The 15,185-nt window shown below is 63.7% G+C and carries 14 protein-coding genes; 6 read left to right on the forward strand and 8 right to left on the reverse strand.

Annotation, left to right across the window (positions count from 1 at the left end):
• Window positions 1-32: 32 nt before the first annotated feature.
• Window positions 33-3,053, reverse strand: a complete 3,021-nt coding sequence (locus CWR53_RS15775) for an FAD-binding and (Fe-S)-binding domain-containing protein (protein WP_100852017.1) — start codon at window positions 3,051-3,053, stop codon at window positions 33-35.
• Between the two features lie 150 nt (window positions 3,054-3,203).
• On the opposite strand from CWR53_RS15775, the gene CWR53_RS15780 reads away from it, so the two are divergent.
• Entirely contained in the window at window positions 3,204-4,088 is an 885-nt protein-coding gene (locus CWR53_RS15780) for a LysR substrate-binding domain-containing protein (RefSeq protein ID WP_058605582.1), read from the forward strand.
• 64 nt (window positions 4,089-4,152) lie between these two features.
• Here CWR53_RS15780 and CWR53_RS15785 read toward each other — a convergent pair whose 3' ends face one another.
• The 6 genes from CWR53_RS15785 to CWR53_RS15810 form a co-directional block, all read right to left on the reverse strand.
• Window positions 4,153-5,571: an amino acid permease gene (locus CWR53_RS15785; RefSeq protein ID WP_058605640.1), complete on the reverse strand. Its 1,419-nt coding sequence runs from the start codon at window positions 5,569-5,571 to the stop codon at window positions 4,153-4,155.
• An 804-nt stretch (window positions 5,572-6,375) separates the two neighbouring features.
• Window positions 6,376-7,443, reverse strand: a complete 1,068-nt coding sequence (gene rluB / locus CWR53_RS15790) for a 23S rRNA pseudouridine(2605) synthase RluB (protein ID WP_058605583.1) — start codon at window positions 7,441-7,443, stop codon at window positions 6,376-6,378.
• Between the two features lie 174 nt (window positions 7,444-7,617).
• A complete protein-coding gene (scpB, locus tag CWR53_RS15795) occupies window positions 7,618-8,394 on the reverse strand; it encodes an SMC-Scp complex subunit ScpB (protein ID WP_100852663.1) in 777 nt (258 codons plus the stop codon).
• A complete protein-coding gene (locus tag CWR53_RS15800; RefSeq protein WP_181405494.1) occupies window positions 8,381-9,106 on the reverse strand; it encodes a ScpA family protein in 726 nt (241 codons plus the stop codon). The genes scpB and CWR53_RS15800 overlap by 14 nt, the downstream gene beginning before the upstream one ends.
• Before the next feature lie 116 nt (window positions 9,107-9,222).
• Complete coding sequence (locus CWR53_RS15805; RefSeq protein WP_058605642.1) at window positions 9,223-9,852, reverse strand: L-threonylcarbamoyladenylate synthase; 630 nt, start codon at window positions 9,850-9,852, stop codon at window positions 9,223-9,225.
• A gap of 13 nt (window positions 9,853-9,865) precedes the next feature.
• Window positions 9,866-10,726 carry a PHP domain-containing protein gene (locus CWR53_RS15810; RefSeq protein WP_100852018.1) on the reverse strand — a complete coding sequence of 287 codons (861 nt, stop codon included), beginning with the start codon at window positions 10,724-10,726 and terminating at the stop codon, window positions 9,866-9,868.
• A 67-nt stretch (window positions 10,727-10,793) separates the two neighbouring features.
• Here CWR53_RS15810 and CWR53_RS15815 point away from each other — a divergent pair, with 67 nt between their 5' ends.
• From CWR53_RS15815 to CWR53_RS15835, 5 genes are all read left to right on the forward strand, one after another.
• Window positions 10,794-11,387 (forward strand): septation protein A, encoded by a 594-nt coding sequence (locus CWR53_RS15815; protein WP_027915901.1) that lies wholly within the window; start codon window positions 10,794-10,796, stop codon window positions 11,385-11,387.
• Between the two features lies 1 nt (window position 11,388).
• Window positions 11,389-11,688 (forward strand): YciI family protein, encoded by a 300-nt coding sequence (locus CWR53_RS15820; RefSeq protein WP_058605586.1) that lies wholly within the window; start codon window positions 11,389-11,391, stop codon window positions 11,686-11,688.
• Window positions 11,689-11,805: 117 nt separating this feature from the next.
• On the forward strand, window positions 11,806-12,483 hold the full coding sequence (locus CWR53_RS15825) for a response regulator transcription factor (RefSeq protein ID WP_078478907.1): 678 nt from the start codon (window positions 11,806-11,808) through the stop codon (window positions 12,481-12,483).
• 135 nt (window positions 12,484-12,618) lie between these two features.
• Complete coding sequence (locus tag CWR53_RS15830; protein WP_058605588.1) at window positions 12,619-13,035, forward strand: Spy/CpxP family protein refolding chaperone; 417 nt, start codon at window positions 12,619-12,621, stop codon at window positions 13,033-13,035.
• Between the two features lie 75 nt (window positions 13,036-13,110).
• Complete coding sequence (locus CWR53_RS15835; protein ID WP_058605643.1) at window positions 13,111-14,445, forward strand: HAMP domain-containing sensor histidine kinase; 1,335 nt, start codon at window positions 13,111-13,113, stop codon at window positions 14,443-14,445.
• Window positions 14,446-14,500: 55 nt separating this feature from the next.
• Here the strand turns inward: CWR53_RS15835 and CWR53_RS15840 are convergent, their stop codons facing one another.
• On the reverse strand, window positions 14,501-15,061 hold the full coding sequence (locus tag CWR53_RS15840; protein WP_058637600.1) for a nitroreductase family protein: 561 nt from the start codon (window positions 15,059-15,061) through the stop codon (window positions 14,501-14,503).
• Window positions 15,062-15,185: the final 124 nt, after the last annotated feature.

Here is a 15,185-nt window from a genome sequence, read left to right on the forward strand (position 1 = left end):
TTTTCACACCGCACGGTCGAGCAAGTCTCCCTTCAGCCCCTGGCGAATTGCAACACCACTTCCAATGGATGACGCATCGGCCGCCCGGCCATGCGCTTGACCTGGCTGCGGCAGGAATAACCGGTCGCCAATGGCTCCCCCTCCTTATCCAGTTTCAGCGCCCAGGACTGTTCGAAGATGTTCTTTGAGGTCTGCTGATTGCGCGCCTCGTGCCCATAGGTACCTGACATGCCGCAGCAGCCGGTGGGCTCGGTGATCAGCTTGAGCCCCATGCGTTCGAACACCTGCTCCCACTGCCGGGTACTGGCAGGGGCGTTGGTCTTCTCGGTGCAATGGGCCATCAGCCGGAAGGTGGACGTGCACCCTGCCGCTTGCTCGGGCAGTGCGCCCAGCAGCCATTCCTGAGGCAACAGCACAGTGGGGCACCCCTCGAGCCCAGGCACTTTCAGGTATTCCTGGCGATAGACGAGGGTCATGGCCGGATCCAGCCCGACCAACGGTACGCCGCAGTCAGCCAACGCCTTGAGCTGGGCGGCATTGCGCACGGCGGCCTTGGCGAAGGCACCCAGAAAGCCCTGAACATGCAGTGGCTTGCCATTGGCACTGTACGGTGCCAAGTAAACCTTGTGGCCCAGGCGATGCGCCAGATCGATGAATGCCGACAGCAACGGCGTCTCGAAGTAACGGGTGAAGGCATCTTGCACCAGCACGATGCTGCGCTCGCGTTGGGCAGGCGTCAGTTCGCGCAGCGCCGGCACCGTGGCCATGCTCACGCCACAGCGGGTCAGGGTCGCCTGGAAGTTGAAACGGCTGATCAACGGGCTATCGACCATGCCTACCTGCTCGGCCAGCAGGCGGCTGACCCATTTCGAGCCCATCACCGCGTTGTACAGACCAGGCGCATGGGCCAGATAGGGGATGGTGAACTCCAGCGAGCCGATCAAGTAGTCACGCAGAGGGCGCTGGTACCGGGTGTGGTACAGCTCGAGAAAACGCGAGCGAAAATCAGGTACGTTGACCTTGATCGGGCACTGCCCTGCGCAGGACTTGCAGGCCAGGCAGCCAGCCATTGCGTCATAAACTTCATGGGAAAAGTCAGCCTGCCCCTGGCGCCGCGCCCGCTCGTTGCGCAACCGCGCAGGCAGCCCTTTGATCCATGAAACCGGCTTGCGCGCCACCTCCAATACATCCACACCCGCATCACCCTGCAGGCGCAACCACTCGCGCATGAGCGAAGCCCGCCCTTTGGGCGAGTGCCGACGTTCACGAGTCGCCTTCCACGACGGGCACATGGCGTCGTTCGGGTCGTAGTTGTAGCAGGCACCGTTGCCGTTGCAATGCACGGCGCTGCCATAGGCCTGCCAGACCCGCTCATCGATGGTGCGGTCCAACTCGCCGCGCAAGGTCACGCCATCGACCTTGGTCAGGCCCTCGCTGGCACCGGGCGGTGTGCAGATCTTGCCGGGGTTGAGCTGGTTGTGCGGGTCGAACGCGCCTTTGAGGCGCTGCAGTGCCGGGTACAGCTCGCCAAAGTACTCGGGCACGTACTCAGATCGCAGGCCCTTGCCATGCTCGCCCCACAACAAACCGCCGTAGCGACGGGTCAACGCAGCCACCGCATCGGAGACAGGCTTGACCAAGGCCGCCTGGGCCGGGTCCTTCATGTCCAGCGCGGGGCGCACATGCAGCACGCCAGCATCGACGTGGCCGAACATGCCGTACGCCAACCCGTAGCCGTCGAGCAAGGCACGGAACTCGGCGATGTAGTCGGCGAGTTTTTCCGGTGGCACCGCCGTATCCTCGACGAAGGGCTGCGGCCGCACCTCGCCTTCGACATTGCCCAGCAAGCCGACCGAGCGCTTGCGCATGGCGTAGACGCGGGACACCGCCTCAGCGCCCTCGGCCAGCGTATGGCCGAGACGCTCGACGCTGGTGTCGGCGCGCAAGTGATCGATGAAGGCCTGAACCTTGGCGTTGACCTCGATGGGGTCATCACCGCAGAACTCGACCAGGTTGATGCCCAGCGTGGGGCGCTCGGGGTCGGCCGGGAAATACTCGGCGACGCTGTGCCAGACGATGTCCTTCATCGCCAGCCCGAGCACTTTGGAATCGACGGTCTCGATGGACAGCGGCCGCTGCGCCATCAAGGCATTGGCATCGCGCAGCGCGTCCATGAAGCTTGCGTACCGTACGTTCACCAGGACGGCGTACTTGGGAATCGGCAGCACGTTGAGCTTGGCCTCGACCACATACCCCAGCGACCCCTCGGCGCCGCACAGCACACTGTTGAGGTTGAAGCGGCCCTGCTCGTCGCGCAGGTGCGCCAGGTCGTAGCCGGTCAGGCAGCGATTGAGCGGGGGAAAGGTGGTGCGGATGAGTTCAGCCTGGGTATCGCAGATATCCAGGGCCGTGCGGTACACCTGACCCACGCGACCGGGCGCCGTACACGCAGCCTGCAGCGCCTCTTCGTCGAGCGGCAGGCTGTGCAGGCGTTCCCCCCCGAGCAGGATGCTGTGCAGCTCAAGCACATGGTCGCGCGTTTTGCCATAGGTGCAACTGCCCTGCCCGCTGGCGTCGGTGTTGATCATGCCACCCACGGTCGCCCGGTTCGACGTGGACAGTTCAGGCGCGAAGAACAAGCCATGGGGTTTGAGGGCGGCGTTGAGCTGGTCCTTGACCACACCCGCCTGCACCCGCACCCAACGCTGCTCGGCATTGATTTCAAGAATGCCGTTCATGTGCCGCGACAGGTCCACGACCACGCCATCGGTCAACGACTGGCCATTGGTGCCCGTGCCGCCGCCGCGCGGGGTCAGTTTGATCGACTGGAAACGCGGCTCGCCCATCAGCGTGGCGACCCGCGCCACGTCATCGGCGTCCAGGGGGAACACCGCGGCCTGCGGCAGACGCTGGTAGATGGAGTTGTCGGTGGCCAGGACCGTTCGGGTACCGTAGTCGGCGCTGATCTGGCCACGGAAACCACTGTCACGCAGGGATTGGAGAAATGCCGGGTAGTCGGCGTCAGGTGCAACGGTAGGCAGCTGGGCGATCATCGATGGACGGCCTCGGAATAGGGCTGATTCACGGGAAAGATGTCGTGGCGGCATGGGTGGCGCCGGCAACAGTGACGTATGTGGCAATGTTCCTGTAGTTTTGCGCCAGGGGCAAACGGATAATCCTGCCGCTATCGATGACTTTAATGAATGAATTACCGCCACCTGACCCCGTCCATGTCCCTGCTGCTGGCCTTCGAGGCGGCCGCCAGGCACCAGAGCTACACCCGCGCCGCCACTGAACTGTCGCTGACCCAGAGCGCGGTCAGCCGGCAGGTTCAGGCGCTGGAACAGCAACTGGGCCTTACCCTGTTTCGCCGCGAGGGTCGCCAGGTACGGTTGACGGACGTCGGCCGGCTGTACCAGCGCGAGCTCAGCGAAGCACTGGGCCGCATTCGGGGCGCGACCCTCCAGGCGCTGGCCTACCAGTCCGGGGTCGGCACACTGCGCCTGGCCACCCTGCCCACCTTTGGCTCCAAATGGCTGTTGCCGCGCCTGAACGACTTCTACAAGGCGCACCCTGGCATGCTCGTGCACTTGCATTCAAGGATCGAAGCCATCGACTTCGATACCAGCGAGATCGACGCCGCCATTGGCGTGGCCAGCCGTGACCTGCCGGGGCTGATCAGCCATCGCCTGCATGCCGAGGAGCTGCTGGTGATTCTCCCGGCGCAGGCCGCCAACGAACAACCGCACTGGAGCCCCACTCGCATCAGCGAGCAGTTGCTGTTGAACGTGGCCAACAACCCCCATGCCTGGGGTGAATGGTTCTCGCACCACGGCCTGCCCCACCGAAGCATGCGCCTGGGCCCCAGCTTCGAGTTGACCTCGCATCTGATTCAGGCCGTGCAGGCGGGGATTGGGGTGGGCCTGGTGCCCCGCGTGCTCGTGGAAGACGAGCTGGCCAAAGGAGCGCTGTACAGCCCAGGCCTGGCATTCGCCAGTCAGCGCAGTTATTACCTGATCTATCCACCGCGTAACGAGGCGCTACCTTCGCTGCGGGCGTTCAGGGCGTGGCTGCTGGAACAGATCTGACACGCAGAAAAGAAACAACCCGAAGCGGTCAACGCTTCGGGTTTTGGATGCGGCTGTACGAGGCTTATTTGGCGGTGCTGCCAATGGCCTCAGGGACAACGCCCTTGCGTCGTGACTTGATGACATAAGCGACGAACATGCAGAGCAACCAGACCGGAATGGCGTAGACGGAAACCTGGATACCCGGAATCTGCAGCATGATGCCCAGGATCAGGACCACGAACGCCAGCACCACATAGTTGCCATAGGGGTACCACAGCGCCTTGAACAGGGGTTTCTGGCCCGTGCGGTTGAGGTGCTGGCGGAACTTGAGGTGCGAGTAGCTGATCATGGCCCAGTTGATCACCAGGGTGGCCACGACCAGCGACATCAGCAGCTCCAGCGCGCTGGAAGGCATCAGGTAGTTGAGCAGCACGGCGATCAGGGTCACGGCCGCCGACACCAGAATCGAACGCACCGGTACGCCACGCTTGTCGACCTTGGCCAGGGCAGCCGGCGCATCGCCCTGCTCGGCCATGCCCAGCAACATGCGGGCATTGCAGTAGGTGCCGCTGTTGTACACCGACAAGGCCGCGGTCAGGACCACGAAGTTCAGCAGGTTGGCGGCCACATCGCTGCCCAGCAACGAGAAGACCTGCACGAACGGGCTGCTGCCGTAGCTGCCGCCGGAGGCATCGATGCTGGCGACCAAGGTGTCCCATGGCGTGAGCGACAACAGGATCACCAACGCGCCGACGTAGAAGATCAGGATACGGTAGATGACCTGGTTGATGGCCTTGGGGATCACGGTCTTGGGCTTGTCAGCTTCTGCGGCCGTGAAGCCGAGCATCTCCAGCCCCCCGAACGAGAACATGATGAACGCCAAGGCCATCACCAAGCCACTGACCCCATGGGGGAAGAAGCCACCGTGCGACCACAGGTTGGCCACGGTCGCGTCAGGCCCGCCGCTGCCGCTGGTCAGCAGGTAGGCACCCAGGCCGATCATGCTGACAATGGCCACCACCTTGATGATGGCAAACCAGAACTCGGCCTCGCCGAAGAACTTCACGTTCATCAGGTTGATGGCGTTGATCAGCACGAAGAAGGCAGCGGCTGTCACCCAGGTAGGGATTTCCGGCCACCAGTAGTGCACGTACTTGCCCACGGCAGACAGTTCGGACATGCCCACCAGGATGTACAGCACCCAGCAGTTCCAGCCCGACAGGAAGCCGGCAAAGCCCCCCCAGTAGGTATGGGCGAAATGGCTGAACGATCCGGCCACGGGCTCCTCGACGATCATTTCGCCCAACTGGCGCATGATCATGAAAGCGATGAAGCCACAGATCGCGTAGCCCAGGATCATCGAGGGCCCGGCGGATTTCATCACGCCAGCCGAACCCAGGAACAGGCCGGTACCGATGGCGCCACCCAGGGCGATCAACTGAATATGGCGGTTCTTCAGGCCCCGCTTGAGCTCGCCTGAATGCTTGTCGTGTCCACTCATGAACGAAGTCACCTGCATTGTTTTTATCTGTGACGGAATCGGACCCACCGCGCTCGTGGCGCAGCGGAATGGGCAAGGTGGTCACCTTGTTTCCTGAGGGTGAAACTGCGCGGTCGAGTCAACCGGGCGGGGTCAGGAGTGCGCGGTACGCAAGGGGGTCACAGGTAAAACGCGGCGCACTGTATAACCCTGCGAGCGCGCAGGCGTCAACGCGTTGCGTGGTTTCCGGCGGAAAAAACGCAGCGTTCCTGGGGTAATGGCCTTTGTGGGCGAGGTGATCGGCGTACATGGCGCCTCCAATTGTTGTTTTATCAACCGGCTCTGCGGCGGGCTGTTGCACGGGGCAATGAGGGCTATAACACCCTGGGGCGGGGGTTTAGGCAAGACAGGGATGTGACCGACGGCGCAACCGAGCACCCATGCTCCGGCAAGCTTTCTTTACGCCCGGGGAAGTTTTCCGATTTGCTGCGAGAATTGGCCGATGCTTGTAAAAAAATCCTTACAACCTGGAAACCTAAATTGCCAAACTAACGAAATCGCTTTTCGCACAATGGGTTACGGTCGCTCCATGAACTGCGTAAGCAGCCAAACTGCGCCGTATGGCTGTTTGCATCTCGGCACGCACGCAGTTCAGGCAGCTGGATACACATAAGGGCCGCTTCGCACCCATCGTCGGCCAACTGACTTCTGCTCAGCGCGTGTCACTCGCCTACTGCAGAAGCCGGCTGGCAATGAGCTGCGCAGCAGCCCCAATGTGTTCAGCGTCGGTACACAGGCAAGGGCCGACAAGTGGCCCCGAATGCCTCAGCCGCGCGGCTTGCCGCGACCACGGCCAGCTGGCTTGTCACCCTCGGGCTTGGCCGGGCGCTTGCGCATTTCGCTCGGGCGCTCGGCCACTGCGCTGCCACGGTTGCCTTTGCGCGGCGACTCTTCGCGCGCCGGGCGTGCTGGCCGCTCGCCGGCCGCTGCGCCGTCCTGGGCTGGGCGCAGGCTACGCACGCGCTCACCACGGCCCAGGGGGCGGGACGATTTGCGCTGCAGGCGCTCCATCTTGTCCTTGGCCTTGAGCTTCATGGCCGGCAACGCCACGGGCTGCAAGCCCACCTCGGCCGCCAGGATGTCAATTTCACCCTGGGTCATTTCACGCCAGCGGCCCATGGGCAAGTCCGAGTTGAGGAACACCGGGCCAAAGCGCACACGCTTCAGGCGGCTGACCACCATGCCCTGCGACTCCCACAGGCGACGCACCTCACGGTTACGGCCTTCCATCACCACGCAGTGGTACCAGTGGTTGAAGCCTTCGCCGCCTGGTGCCTTCTGGATGTCGGTGAACTTGGCCGGGCCGTCCTCGAGCATGACACCCGCCTTCAGGCGCTCGAGCATCTCGTCGTCCACTTCCCCACGTACGCGCACGGCGTATTCGCGGTCCATTTCGTACGACGGGTGCATCAGGCGGTTGGCCAGTTCACCGTCGGTGGTGAACAGCAGCAGACCGGTGGTGTTGATGTCCAGACGGCCGATGTTGATCCAGCGACCTTCCTTGGGGCGTGGCAGGCGATCGAACACGGTCGGGCGACCTTCCGGGTCGTCGCGGGTGCAGATCTCGCCATCGGGCTTGTTGTACATGATCACCCGGCGCGTCGCCTCGGCCGCCTCTTCACGCTTGATCAGCTTGCCGTCCACAGCAATGGCGTCATGCAGGTCGACGCGCTGGCCAAGGGTGGCTGCAACGCCGTTGACCTTGATGCGGCCCTGGCTGATCCAGGCCTCGACGTCACGGCGCGAGCCCACGCCAATGCGCGCGAGGACTTTCTGCAGCTTCTCGCCAACAGGTGGGGTGATCTGGGTATCTTGCAGGTCTTGCTCACTCATCTGGGCACCTCCCGGTGTAGGAATGAAAACAGGTTTCTGGCAACGAACGCGCCAAAAGGCCGCGCATCATACGTGGTTCGCCGCATGAATGCATGGCAGGGTAGAAGCTTTTACACCCCTTGCCACGACTTTCTGCCAGGCGGGCCCTGGCCACAGCAGATGGCGTTGAGGCGTTCAGGCCTGCTCGTTCCGCTCCCCCTCCAGCGAAGCTTCGGCACCAGGGTCGTGCTGGAGCACGTCGTCGAAGTCGGTCTTGAGGCCCTGCTCCATGGCGTCGAGCTCCACGAGCAGGCTGCGAAAGCTGGTCTCGTTCTTAACCGGCTCAGCCTCTTCGTCCTCGCCCAGGCTGGCGTCGGCCAGGGCCTGCAGGTGCGCCGGTACCGGGGCGTCGTCCGGGTCGAGCAAGGGCTCGGGCTCCATTTCGCGCAATTGCGCCAACGCGGGAAGCTCATCCAGGCTGCGCAGGTTGAAATGATCCAGAAACGCCTTGGTCGTGGCGAACAGGGCCGGCCGACCGGGCACTTCCCGGTGGCCCACCACCCGTATCCACTCGCGCTCGATCAACGTCTTGACGATGTTACTGTTGACCGCCACGCCACGCACGTCCTCGATTTCGCCACGGGTGATGGGCTGGCGATAGGCGATCAGCGCCAGGGTCTCGAGCAGCGCCCGGGAGTAGCGCTGCGGGCGCTCTTCCCACAGCCGGCCAACCCAAGGCGCGTAATCCTCGCGAATCTGAAGTCGATAGCCATTGGCCACCTCTTTGAGCTCGAACGCACGACCGGCGCACGACTTGCCCAGCACCTCGAGTGCGCGCTTGAATGTCTTCGGCTCGGGCCGCTCGGGCTCCTCGAACAGCTCGTACAAGCGTTCAAGCGTCTGCGGCTTGCCAGAGGCAAGCAGGAAGGCTTCGATCAGCGGAGCCAGGTCGCGGGGGTCATTCAGGTTCATGGGCGTCTTCAGCAGGAGCAGGGCGTAACCGCACATGGATGGCGGCAAAGGCTTCATTTTGCACCAGTTCGACGAGGCTTTCCTTTACCAGTTCCAACACAGCCATGAACGTGACCACCACCCCCAGCTTGCCTTCATCGGGGGCGAACAGATCGATGAAGGCCACGAAACCTCCGTCCTTCAAGCGCTCCAGCACCTGCCCCATGCGCTCTCGGGTCGAAAGGGTTTCTCGGCTGATCTGGTGGCTTTCGAACAGGTCGTTGCGGCGCATCACTTCGGCCATGGATGCCAGCAGCTCCGGCAGGCTGACCTGCGGCAACAGTTTACGTACCTTTGCCTGGGGCGCTTCCAGGCACGGCACGACCAGGTCACGGCCGACCCTGGGCAACCCGTCCAGGCCCTCGGCGGCGGCCTTGAAGCGTTCATACTCCTGCAGGCGTCGGATCAGCTCGGCGCGCGGGTCGCCCTCCTCCTCCTCGACCGTGACGCTGCGCGGCAGCAGCATGCGCGACTTGATTTCAGCCAGCATGGCGGCCATCACCAAGTATTCGGCAGCCAGCTCAAGGCGCACGGTTTTCATCAACTCGACGTAGCCCATGTACTGGCGCGTGATTTCTGCCACCGGGATATCGAGGATGTCGATGTTCTGCTTGCGAATCAGGTACAGCAGCAGGTCCAGCGGCCCTTCGAACGCTTCGAGAATGACCTCCAGGGCATCGGGAGGTATGTACAAGTCCAGCGGCAGCTCGGTCACGGCCTCGCCGTAGACCAACGCCAGCTGCAGCTGGCCTGGCAGCTCGGCCGCTGCCTGAGCTAACGGCTCGGAGGTCACGCGCTGACCAAGAACGGAGTAGGGTCGCCGCAGCCCTCTCGAATCAGCTCGGGCTCCTCGCCTGACAGGTCGATGATGGTCGACGCCTTGAGGTCACCGTAGCCGCCATCGATCACCAGATCGACATGGTGTTCCAGGCGCTGGCGGATTTCGTAGGGATCGGTCATGGGTTCGGCGTCGCCAGGCAGGATCAGGCTCACGCTCATCAAGGGTTCACCCAGCTCGGCAAGCAGTGCAAGGGTGATGGCATGGTCCGGCACGCGCAAGCCGATGGTGCGGCGTTTTTCATGCAACAACAGGCGCGGCACTTCGCGGGTGCCGTTGAGAATGAAGGTGTACGGCCCCGGCACATGGGCCTTGAGCAGCCGGAAGGTGCCGGTATCGACCTTGGCATACAAGCCCAGCTGCGACATGTCGCAGCACATGAGGGTGAAGTTGTGGGTCTTGTCCAACCCACGCAAACGGCGCACCCGTTCGATGGCTGACTTGTCACCGATCTGGCAACCCAGTGCATAGGCCGAGTCGGTCGGGTAGACCACTACCCCACCCTTGCGAATGATCTCAACCGCCTGGCGTATCAGCCGCGGCTGTGGGTTTTCCGGGTGAATCTGGAAAAATTGGCTCACATCGTCGTCCTGTTCAAACCGGCAATGGCTGTTCATGGCTGAAACGGTGCCACACAGGTGGCAGGTCCTCGGGCAAAGGCCGATAGGCACCGATTTCGCCCCAGGTGCCGGGGCCATGGAAGTCACTGCCAGCACTTGCCAGCAGCCCGAACTCACGGGTGAGGATGGACAAGGTGCCCACCTGCTCGGCCGGCATCATCCCATTGACCACTTCAAGCGCCTGCCCGCCTGCCTGAATATAGTCGGCAATCAGGCGCCTGCGCTTGCTGCGCGTCAGCTCGTAATGCATGGGATGCGCCAGGCTCACCCATGCATTGGACTGGCGCAGGGTGGCAACGGTTTCCTCCAGTGATGGCCAATGTTGCTTGACGTCACCGAGCTTGCCGGCACCGAGCCACTTGCGAAAGGCCTCGCCCCGGTCTTTGACGTGGCCGGCACGCACCAGATAATCGGCAAAGTGTGGCCGGGCCGGGGCATTGCCACTGTCACCGAGCGCCTGCTGGATTTGCCGGGCACCTTCCAGCGCCCCGGGCATGCCCTTGGCCGCCAGGCGCCTGTCGATTTCCTCGGCACGCAACCAGCGGCCGCGGTGCAGGGCCCCGATCGCTGCCAGCAAGGGCGGAGCGTCCACGGGAAAGTTGTAACCGAGTATATGAATGGTTGCGCCGCCCCAGGTGCAGGACAGCTCGACGCCGCTGACCCATTGCATGCCGTGCTCGCGGCAGGCTTGGCGGGCCTCGGCCAGGCCTTCGAGGGTATCGTGGTCGGTGAGCGCCAGCGTACGCACCCCGTGCTCGAAGGCCCGGGCGACCAAGGCCGAAGGCGACAAGGCGCCATCGGAGGCCGTGCTGTGACAGTGCAGATCAACATTCATGGAGTAGCGCTTTCGCTGGATTCGATGTTTGTTATTATGCCGTCACATCCCGGTTCTGGCTGCCATTGTGAAACAATTCATCGATTTCATCCCGCTGCTGCTGTTCTTCATCGTCTACAAACTGGATCCACGGCCTGTCGAGCTGGCCGGACACAGCTTCGAATTCGGTGGTATCTACAGTGCCACTGCCATGCTGATAATCAGCTCGCTGGTGGTATACGGCGCGTTGTTCCTGCGCCAGCGCAAGCTTGAGAAAGGCCAGTGGCTGACGCTGGTCGCCTGCCTGGTGTTTGGCGGCCTGACCCTGGCCTTTCACAGCGAAACCTTCCTCAAATGGAAGGCGCCCGTGGTGAACTGGCTGTTCGCCCTGGCCTTCGCCGGTAGCCACTTCATAGGCGACCGGGTACTGATCAAGCGCATCATGGGCCACGCGCTGACCTTGCCCGATGCCATCTGGGCCCGCTTGAACCTCGCCTGGATCGCATTCTTCCTGTTCTGCGGCGCCGCCAACCTGTTCGTCGCCTTCACCTTCCCGGCGTTCTGGGTCGACTTCAAGGTGTTCGGCAGCCTGGGCATGACCGTGCTGTTCCTGGTGGCCCAAGGGCTGTACCTGTCGCGCCATCTGCAAGATACCTCCTCTGCCTCCAAACCCAAGGACTGACATGCTCTACGCCATCATTGCCAGCGACGTCGCCAACTCCCTGGAAAAACGCCTGGCTGCACGCCCGGCCCACATCGAGCGCCTCCAGCAGCTCAAGGCGCAAGGCCGCGTGGTACTGGCCGGGCCACACCCGGCCATCGACAGCAACGACCCAGGCCAGGCCGGCTTCAGCGGCAGCCTGATCGTGGCCGAGTTCGATTCCCTGAGCGCCGCCCAAGCCTGGGCCGATGCCGATCCGTACATCGCCGCAGGCGTCTACGACCAGGTCGTGGTCAAGCCCTTCAAGCAAGTGCTGCCTTGAAACACCTCGCCTAGAAGGCGTGCTCGGCATCGCCAGTTGGCAGCAGACCTCAAGACTGGGGTATCTTTGCGGCTGGCGGACCAACGCGTCGCCGCCAATGGTTGAATTGAGTGAGTCATGAGCGAGCTGTTACTGATTGATGACGACCAGGAGCTGTGCGAGCTGCTCAGCAGCTGGCTGACCCAGGAAGGGTTCACCGTGCGGGCCTGCCACGATGGCCAGGCTGCACGCCAGGCCTTGGCCGACCGTGCGCCATCGGCCGTGGTACTGGATGTGATGCTGCCCGACGGTAGCGGGCTTGAGCTGCTCAAGCGCCTGCGCAGTGAGCATGCCGACCTGCCCGTGGTGATGCTGTCGGCCCGCGGCGAGCCGCTGGACCGTATCCTGGGCCTTGAACTGGGCGCCGACGACTACCTGGCAAAGCCGTGCGACCCGCGCGAGCTGACCGCGCGCCTGCGCGCCGTGTTGCGCCGCAGCCATCCAGCCCCTGCCACCAGCCAACTGGAACTGGGCGACCTGGTCTATAGCCCTGCCCGCGGGGTGGCCAGCATCGACGGTCGCGAACTGACCCTGACCCTCTCTGAAAGCCGTATTCTCGAAGCATTGCTGCGCCAACCGGGCGAGCCTCTGGACAAACAGGAGCTGGCGCAGATCGGTCTTGGCCGGCGGTTGACGCTCTACGACCGCAGCCTGGATATGCACGTGAGCAATCTGCGCAAGAAGATCGGCCCGCACGCCGACGGTCGCCCCCGCATCATCGCCCTGCGCAGCCGCGGCTACTACTACTGTCTGTAGTCGCTTGCGCCAGGCTGATTCCAGGAAAGGGAGTTGGCCTTTACGTTCCCTTTACCGTGCCCTGACCGCGCTTGACGATCATCTCCCTAGACTGTGCTCATCCGGTGATCACCGGCCCTTGACAGGAGAGACACCATGCGCAAGACCCTTACCGCCCTGCTGTTCGCCGCCGCACTGCCTACCGTCGCCATGGCCATGCCTGACGGCGGCCCGCGCCATGACGGCCCGCACCATCGCGGTGGCCCAGCCTTCCACGAGCTGGACCTGAGCCGCGAACAGCGCGATCAGATCGGCAAGCTGATGGGCGATCAGATGAAGCAGCGCCACGACATCACCGAGCGTTACCTTGGCAAGCTGCCAGCGGCCGATCAGAAAGCCATGAAGCAAGAGATGCAGGCCAGCCGAGATAAGACCGACGCAGCGGTACGCAACCTGCTCAAGCCAGAGCAGCAGAAGAAGTTCGACGAACTGCAAAAGGAACGCGCCGCCAAGAAGGCGGAGTGGCAGGAGTTCCAGGCCTGGAAAGCTGAAAAAGCCGGCAAGTCCCAGTAAGCTCCAGTGTCAGCGCCCGCCGTGCCCCAGGTTCGCCTGGTGCACGGCGGGCTTTCATCGTTTGGGGAGGTCTACGTGCGTTCACTGTTCTGGCGCATCCTGGCCAGCTTCTGGCTGGCCATCGCCCTGGTGGCAGGGCTATCGATACTGCTGGCGCACACGCTCAACCAGGACGCCTGGATTCTAAGCCGTCATCCGGGGCTGAACACGCTAGCCAGCCAATGGGCCAGGCACTACGAGCAGGAAGGCCCCGGCGCAGCGCAGCATTTTCTCGAAAGACGCAAGGCGCGCTACAAGATCGACGTGCAGGTACTGGACGACAGTGGCGACGCGGTGGTGCCAGGCACTTTCCCCCGGCGCGCGGCTGCACTCGAAGCCAGGCAGCACAACGATGACCGGCGCCTGCCATGGCGCCGTCTGACCGAGGAGTACACCAGCCCCAAGAGCAATGCGTCCTACCTGCTGATCTATCGCATCCCCCACCCCGCCCTCGATGCCTGGCATCGCGAGAGCCTGCTCTGGCCGCTGAGTGCACTGGGCATCGCCCTGGTGGTGCTGACCCTGTTCAGCCTGTTCGTGACACTGTCCATCACCCGCCCCCTGAGCCGCTTGCGTGGCGCGGTGCATGACCTGGGGCAGAGTACCTACCAGCAGAACAGCCTGGCGCAACTGGCCGGCCGACGCGACGAATTCGGGGTCCTGGCCAAAGATTTCAACAAGATGGGCGCTCGCTTGCAGAGCACCATCGCCAGCCAACGCCAGTTGCTGCGCGATGTGTCCCACGAGCTGCGTTCTCCACTGGCCCGGCTGCGCATCGCCTTGGCCCTGGCTGAACGTGCCGAGCCGCAGCAGCGTCAGGCCCTGTGGCCGCGCCTGACCCGCGAATGCGACCGCCTGGAAGACCTGATCAGTGAGATCTTGACCTTGGCGCGCGTGGACGCCGACCAGGCCCATGCCGAAACGGTCGATCTCAACGCGCTGCTGGGCAGCGTGCGCAAGGACGCGCAACTGACGGCCCCTGAGCATGATGTACGCCTTGAAGCGCAACCCGGGCTGACCCTGCAGGGTTGGCCAACCCTGATCGAGCGTGCGGTGGACAACCTGCTGCGCAATGCCCTGCGCTTTACCCCGGCGGGTCAACCTGTGGAGCTGAGCGCGTGGCGCGAGGGCGACGTGCTCCGGGTGTGCGTACGTGACCGGGGCCCCGGCGTGGCAGCTGCGCACCTGGCTCAACTGGGCGAGCCGTTTTTCCGGGCGCCGGGACAACACGCTCCGGGACACGGCCTTGGGCTGGCGATTGCACGCAAGGCGGCAGAGCGCCATGGCGGCCGACTGATACTGGCCAACCATCCACAAGGCGGTTTCGTCGCGACGCTGGAGCTGCCGGTGGCGGAAGCGCCTGGCAGCTAACGCCACTGCGCAGGTCTGCGCAATGGCCAACGGCTTGGGTCAAACGCGGCGGGGGTCAGTCGCCCCAGGCGCTGACGAAGTCGGCAGTGGCGAGCACAGGCGCCGTGCGAGGCTCGGTCAAGGGCGTACCCACATACAGGAAGCCAAGCAGCTCCTCGTTGTCTGCCAAGCCCAGGCCTGCATGGACATGGGCATCGAAGGCCAGGTCCCCGGTGCGCCATACGGCACCCACGCCCTGGGCGTGCGCGGCAATCAGTATGCCGTGGGCCGCGCACCCTGCCGCCAGTTGCTGCTCAAGCACCGGGACCTTGGGGTGCTGCTTGTGCAACCGGGCAATGACCACGATCAGCAAGGGCGCGCGTAGCGGCATGGCGCGGGCCTTGCTCAACGCAGCCTCACTGGCATCGCCGCGCTTTTGGACTGCGCTGGCGAACAGCTCACCCAACCGCTCGCGTGCCGGTCCTTCGATAGTCAGAAAGCGCCAAGGGCGTAGTTGACCGTGGTCCGGGGCGCGCAGCGCAGCCTGGAACAAGGCCTCACGCTGGGCATCGTTGGGCGCAGGGTCGGTCAGGCGCGGGACCGAAACCCGGTTGAGCAATGCGTCGAGAGCCTCCATCGGCTACCCTCCTGGAACATGAATGTGCGGCCATTCTCAAGGGGCCGACGCCAGGCTGCAAGCACGACCTCATCCAGGGCCTGCAGCATGAAGATGCAGCTTGACCTTGAGCCTTTGCGCCCCA

The organism is Pseudomonas sp. SGAir0191 (assembly GCF_002812565.2).
Lineage (GTDB): Bacteria > Pseudomonadota > Gammaproteobacteria > Pseudomonadales > Pseudomonadaceae > Aquipseudomonas > Aquipseudomonas parafulva_B.